Annotated in this window: 5 protein-coding genes and 1 pseudogene; all 6 read left to right on the top strand. The window is 50.3% G+C overall.

What is annotated here, in order from left to right:
• On the top strand, positions 1-436 hold a 436-nt coding region (locus RYL88_RS11480; protein WP_314991435.1), incomplete at its 5' end, for an NADAR family protein.
• Between the two features lie 32 nt (positions 437-468).
• On the top strand, positions 469-2,412 hold the full coding sequence (gene ligA, locus RYL88_RS11475; protein ID WP_314991433.1) for an NAD-dependent DNA ligase LigA: 1,944 nt from the start codon (positions 469-471) through the stop codon (positions 2,410-2,412).
• Positions 2,402-2,524: pseudogene (locus RYL88_RS11470) on the top strand (S4 domain-containing protein); the annotation flags it as partial. The gene ligA and the pseudogene RYL88_RS11470, both read left to right, overlap by 11 nt.
• A complete protein-coding gene (locus tag RYL88_RS11465) occupies positions 2,522-3,553 on the top strand; it encodes an SAM-dependent methyltransferase (RefSeq protein ID WP_314991437.1) in 1,032 nt (343 codons plus the stop codon). The pseudogene RYL88_RS11470 and the gene RYL88_RS11465, both read left to right, overlap by 3 nt.
• Complete coding sequence (locus RYL88_RS11460; RefSeq protein WP_314991431.1) at positions 3,519-4,397, top strand: bifunctional riboflavin kinase/FAD synthetase; 879 nt, start codon at positions 3,519-3,521, stop codon at positions 4,395-4,397. The genes RYL88_RS11465 and RYL88_RS11460 overlap by 35 nt, the downstream gene beginning before the upstream one ends.
• On the top strand, positions 4,394-4,963 hold a 570-nt coding region (locus RYL88_RS11455), incomplete at its 3' end, for a methyltransferase domain-containing protein (RefSeq protein ID WP_314991429.1). The genes RYL88_RS11460 and RYL88_RS11455, both read left to right, overlap by 4 nt.

The raw sequence follows: 4,963 nt of genomic DNA, 5'->3' as shown, positions 1-4,963 counted from the left end.
CGTTTGTGCCGAGCAATACATGACGGCTAAAAAGGCCGAGTGTTTCGGCGATACGGAGATTTTAGAGAAAATTTTAGCCGCAAAAAATCCAAAGAAGATGAAAGACCTAGGCGGGCGGGTACGAGACTTCGACGCTGATTTTTGGGACGAGATAAAATTTGGCGCCTCGTTAAATGCAAATTATTTAAAATTTAGCCAAAACGAGGATTTGCGCGAGTTTTTGCTCTCTACGAGGGATAAAATTTTAGTCGAGGCCAGTCCTCACGATAAAATTTGGAGTATAGGCATGAGCGCAAATGAGCAAAACGCGCAAAATCCGGTAAAGTGGCGCGGACAAAATTTACTGGGATTTGCGCTGATGAGAGTTAGAGATGAGATAGCTAGGGTTTATGAGAACGTGCATTTGTGCGACGCTAGCGAGCTAACGCAGCGCTAAATTTAATAAATACGCAAAATCCGGAGTAAAAAATGACGAAAAAAGAGTACGAAACCGCAGTCGATACGCTAAACGCGTGGGCGAAGGCCTACTACACCGACGACGCGCCCATAGCCACCGACGAGGAGTACGACGAGCTTTATCATAAAGTACTTGATTTTGAGAGGACAAATCCCAGCGATATCTCGATATTTAGCCCGACAAAGCGCGTGGGCGGCGAGGTGAGCGAGGGCTTTGTCAAGGCTCGCCACGGCGCTCGTATGTGGTCGATGGAGGATATTTTTAGTTTTGATGAGTTGCTAGCGTGGTTAAAACGCGGCGACAAAGAGGGGCTGGAGTTTGCGCTTCAACCTAAATTTGACGGCGCGAGCTTAAATTTACTCTATGAAAACGGCGCTCTGGTGCGAGCTATCACGCGCGGCGACGGCATAACGGGCGAGGACGTAACAAGTAACGCAAAAGTTATCAAAAATATCCCGCTACAAATCGCCTATAACGGCAGGATCGAGATCCGCGGCGAGGTCGTGATCGCTAAAAACGACTTTGACGAGATAAATTTCGCCCGCGCGCAAAGAGGCGAGCCGCAGCTATCAAATCCTAGAAATGCGGCCGCCGGCAGCCTGCGCCAGCTAGATAGCGCGGTAACGGCCTCGCGCAGGCTGAGGTTTAAGCCCTGGGGCTACGGCGAGCAAAATTTGGGTCTTGAAACCTACTCGCAGATGATGGATTTTATCTATTCGCAGGGCTTTGAGCGCGAGGAGTTTTTTAAAATTTGCCGCACTGCCGAGCAGATCGAGGATGCGTATAAGCAGCTCGTGGCGCAACGTGATAGCAAGCCATTTATGATGGACGGTCTAGTCGTGCGCGTGCAGAGTATCGCGGCTAGCGAGGAGCTGGGCTACACGGAGAAATTTCCTAAATTTATGGTCGCGTATAAATTTCCCGCGATCGAAAAGACCACGCGGCTGCTTGACGTGGCGTTTCAGGTCGGACGCAGCGGCGTCGTGACTCCGGTGGGCGTGCTAGAGCCCGTAAATATCGACGGCGCGATAGTAAAGTCCGCCACGCTACATAACTTTGACGAGATCGAACGTCTAGGCGTGCAAAGGGGCGATTTTATCAGCATTATCCGCTCGGGCGACGTGATACCAAAGATCACGGGCGTTTTTAAGCAGCGTAGAGACGGCTCGCAGACTCCGATAGAACGGCCGCGCGAGTGTCCCGTATGCGGGTCGATGCTACTTGACGAGGGCGTTTTTATCAAGTGTCAAAACCTCGAGTGCAAGGCCCGCGTGATAAATTCGCTCATACATTTTGCGAGCAAAAAGTGCCTAAATATCGACGGCCTTGGCGACGCGATCGTAAATCAGCTTTTTGAGGCCGGCTTAGTCGCCAAAATCGCCGACATCTACGAGCTTACGGCGCAGGATTTGGCGCGGTTAGAGGGCTTTAAAGATAAAAAGATCGCAAATCTGCTCGGCGCCATCGAGGCTAGCCGCACGCCTGCTTTGCACAGCTTTATAGCAAGCCTTGGCATCGAGCACATCGGAGAGGTAGCGGCCAAAAAGATAGCGCAAATTTACCCGCAAAACTGGCGCGAGCTGAGCTACGGCGAAGTCGCCGCGATCGAAGGCTTCGGCGAGGCGATGGCGGAGAGTTACGCGGAGTTTATGCAGGTAAATAGGCAAAATTTGGATGAGATTTTGCGTTTCGTTAGCCCGCAAGCGCAGAGTTTTGAGACAAAGCAAAGCGCTATAAGCGGCAAGACGTTTGTGATAACGGGCACGCTTAGTAAGGGCAGGGATGAATTTAAAAGGGTTTTGGAAGCAAACGGCGCGAAAGTAAGCGGCTCGGTAAGTAAGAAAACCGACTTCGTGCTTTACGGCGAGGAGGCGGGCAGCAAGCTGGATAAAGCTCGCGAGCTAGGCGTCAAGGCGATAACCGAGGACGAGCTAAGGCGGATGATTGAGATTTGATCTATTTGTCGCAAGTCGCCTAAATATCAGCCGAAACAAAGCCGCCGAGCTCATAAAAAGCGGCAAAATTTTGCTAAACGGCAAAATTTGCTCTAAGCCCAGCTTTGAGGTGGGCGAATTTGATAAATTTGACGGCTTGGGCGGGCTAAATTTAGACGGTACGGCGAGCGTAAATTTAAATGGCGCCAAAAACGGCACAGTAGCGGAAACTAAAAATTTACGTGACGCAAATTTAGCGGACGCCCGCGAGGCTGCGCGCGAAAAAGCTCCTAGCGACGAGCAAAATTTAAACTCAAACGTCGCAAAAATCGAGCTCGTCGGCGAAATCTACGTCGGACGCGGCGCGCTAAAGCTAAAAAGCTTTTTAGCGGCTTGTCCGCTAGAAGTCAAAGGCAAAAACGCCCTAGACGTAGGTTCAAGCACGGGCGGTTTCGTGCAAATTTTGCTGCAAAACGGCGTAAAAAGCGTTACGGCGCTAGATGTGGGCAGCTCTCAGCTTGATAAAAGCCTGCGAGCCGATTCGCGCGTGAAGGTTGCTGAAAATACCGACGTACGCGAGTTTGCGTCAGGGTTTCAAAACTCAGCCAAAGACGGTAAATTTAACAGCGCAGAGCAAAATTTAAAAAAACAAATCGAGCCAAATTTTAATCCCGGCAAATCAAATTTTGCCGAGCAAGGCGAATTTTTAAATGAATCAAGCGAACCAGCTTTTGCTCTGTTAAATTTAACGCAGGCTGGAGCCAAGACGGACGAGTCAAATTTGACCGATACAGATTTCGTGGCAAAAAACCAAAATGCAAAATTTGACTCCCACGCCGCCAAAAACGTCGCGCCAAAATTTGATCTCATCACCTGCGACGTGAGTTTTATCTCGCTTAAAGAGATTTTGCCCTCTATCGACGCGCTAGCGGGCGGAAACTGCGACATTATCCTACTTTTTAAGCCGCAGTTTGAGGTCGGCAGGAGCGCTAAACGAAATAAAAAAGGCGTCGTAACGGACGCAAAAGCCGTGCGTGAGGCGAGGGCAAAATTTGAGCTTGCGGCGGCAAATTTGGGCTGGATAATGCGCCAAACGCTCGAATGCGAGGTAAAAGGAAAGGAAGGAAATGCCGAATTTTTCTACGCTTTTAACAAAAGATAATATCACGGCCGTCGCGATCGGGCACTTTGACGGGGTGCATCGCGGCCACAAGGAGCTTTTAAAGCGCCTTGGCGTTTACGGCGGGCTGGTTGTGATCGATAAAAACAAGGCCAACATCACGCCCGGCCTAAAGCGCGCCGAATACTCTCGCTATCCGTGTTTTTTGTATGATTTTAACGAGATAAAGGGCCTTAGCGGCGAGGAGTTTATCGTGCTTTTGAAGCGGGATTTTAAAAATCTGCAAAAAATCGTCGTCGGTTTTGATTTTAGATTCGGTCGCGGTAGAGCGTGGGATAAGTATGATTTAGCGCGCATTTTTGACGGCGAGGTGGTGGTAGTAGACGAGTTTTGCTTTGAGGGTATGGGCGTGCACAGCTCGGCCATACGCGAGTACATCAAGCAAGGCGAGATCTACAAGGCAAACCTTTTGCTAGGGCGCGAATACTCGGTTGAAGGTCGCGTGATAAAGGGGCAAGGCATCGGGTCGCGCGAGCTAGTCCCTACGCTAAATTTAGACGTAAAAAGCTACCTTTTGCCGCGCGAGGGCGTCTATGCGACGAGGACCCGCATCGGCTACAAGACCTACGGCTCGGTTACCTTTATCGGCAACCGCTCGAGCACGGACGGCAACTTTAGCGTCGAGACGCACGTACTAAACGAAAATATCACGGACGCTCGCGACGTCGCGGTTTGCTTTATCAAAAGGCTGCGCGACAACCGTAAATTTGCAAGCCTAGAGGAGCTAAAGCGTCAAATTTACATCGACATCAAGCAGGCGATGGAGTTCGTCGGCGTGTGCGACCTTTATATCGCCGGCGCAAATGCTAAAAGGAGCGAGCCGTGAAGGACGAAATCTTTAAAGAGCCGATAAAAAAGCAGTTTGAATTTGACGCGAGCGTGGCGTCGGTGTTTGACGATATGATCGGGCGTTCGGTGCCGTATTATGCGGCTTCTCAAAAGCTGATCGCCGATTTTTTAGCGCAAATTTTACCGCAAGGCGCAAGCGCGATAGACCTCGGCTGCTCGACGGCCTCGACGCTGCTAGCCCTTTGGCGTAAAAGAAGCGATCTCGCGCTAAAAGGCGTGGATAACGCGCCTGCCATGCTGCAAAACGCGCGCGCCAAGATAGAAGCCTACGGCGCTAAGATCGAGCTTGAGCTAGCGGACATTTTAGAGTGCGAATTTGACGCGCAGGATGCCGTTTTGATGAACTATACGCTGCAGTTTATCCGCCCGCCCAAGCGTCAGGATTTCGTAGCTAAAATTTACCGCGCGCTAAATGACGGCGGCGTGTTTGTTTTTAGCGAGAAGCTCATTTTTGAGGACAAGACGCTGAGCAAAAATATGATTGAAATCTATGAAAAATACAAGCTCGAACAAGGCTACTCGCGCTACGAAATCGCACAAAAA

Origin of the sequence: uncultured Campylobacter sp. (assembly GCF_963517995.1) — a bacterium.
GTDB lineage: Bacteria > Campylobacterota > Campylobacteria > Campylobacterales > Campylobacteraceae > Campylobacter_A.
This window is presented reverse-complemented; position numbering and strand designations above follow the sequence as displayed.

Coding starts and splice junctions, on each gene's coding strand:
- ligA (WP_314991433.1), top strand. CDS start 469: ATGACGAAAAAAGAGTACGAAACCGCAGTCGATACGCTAAACGCGTGG.
- RYL88_RS11460 (WP_314991431.1), top strand. CDS start 3,519: ATGCCGAATTTTTCTACGCTTTTAACAAAAGATAATATCACGGCCGTC.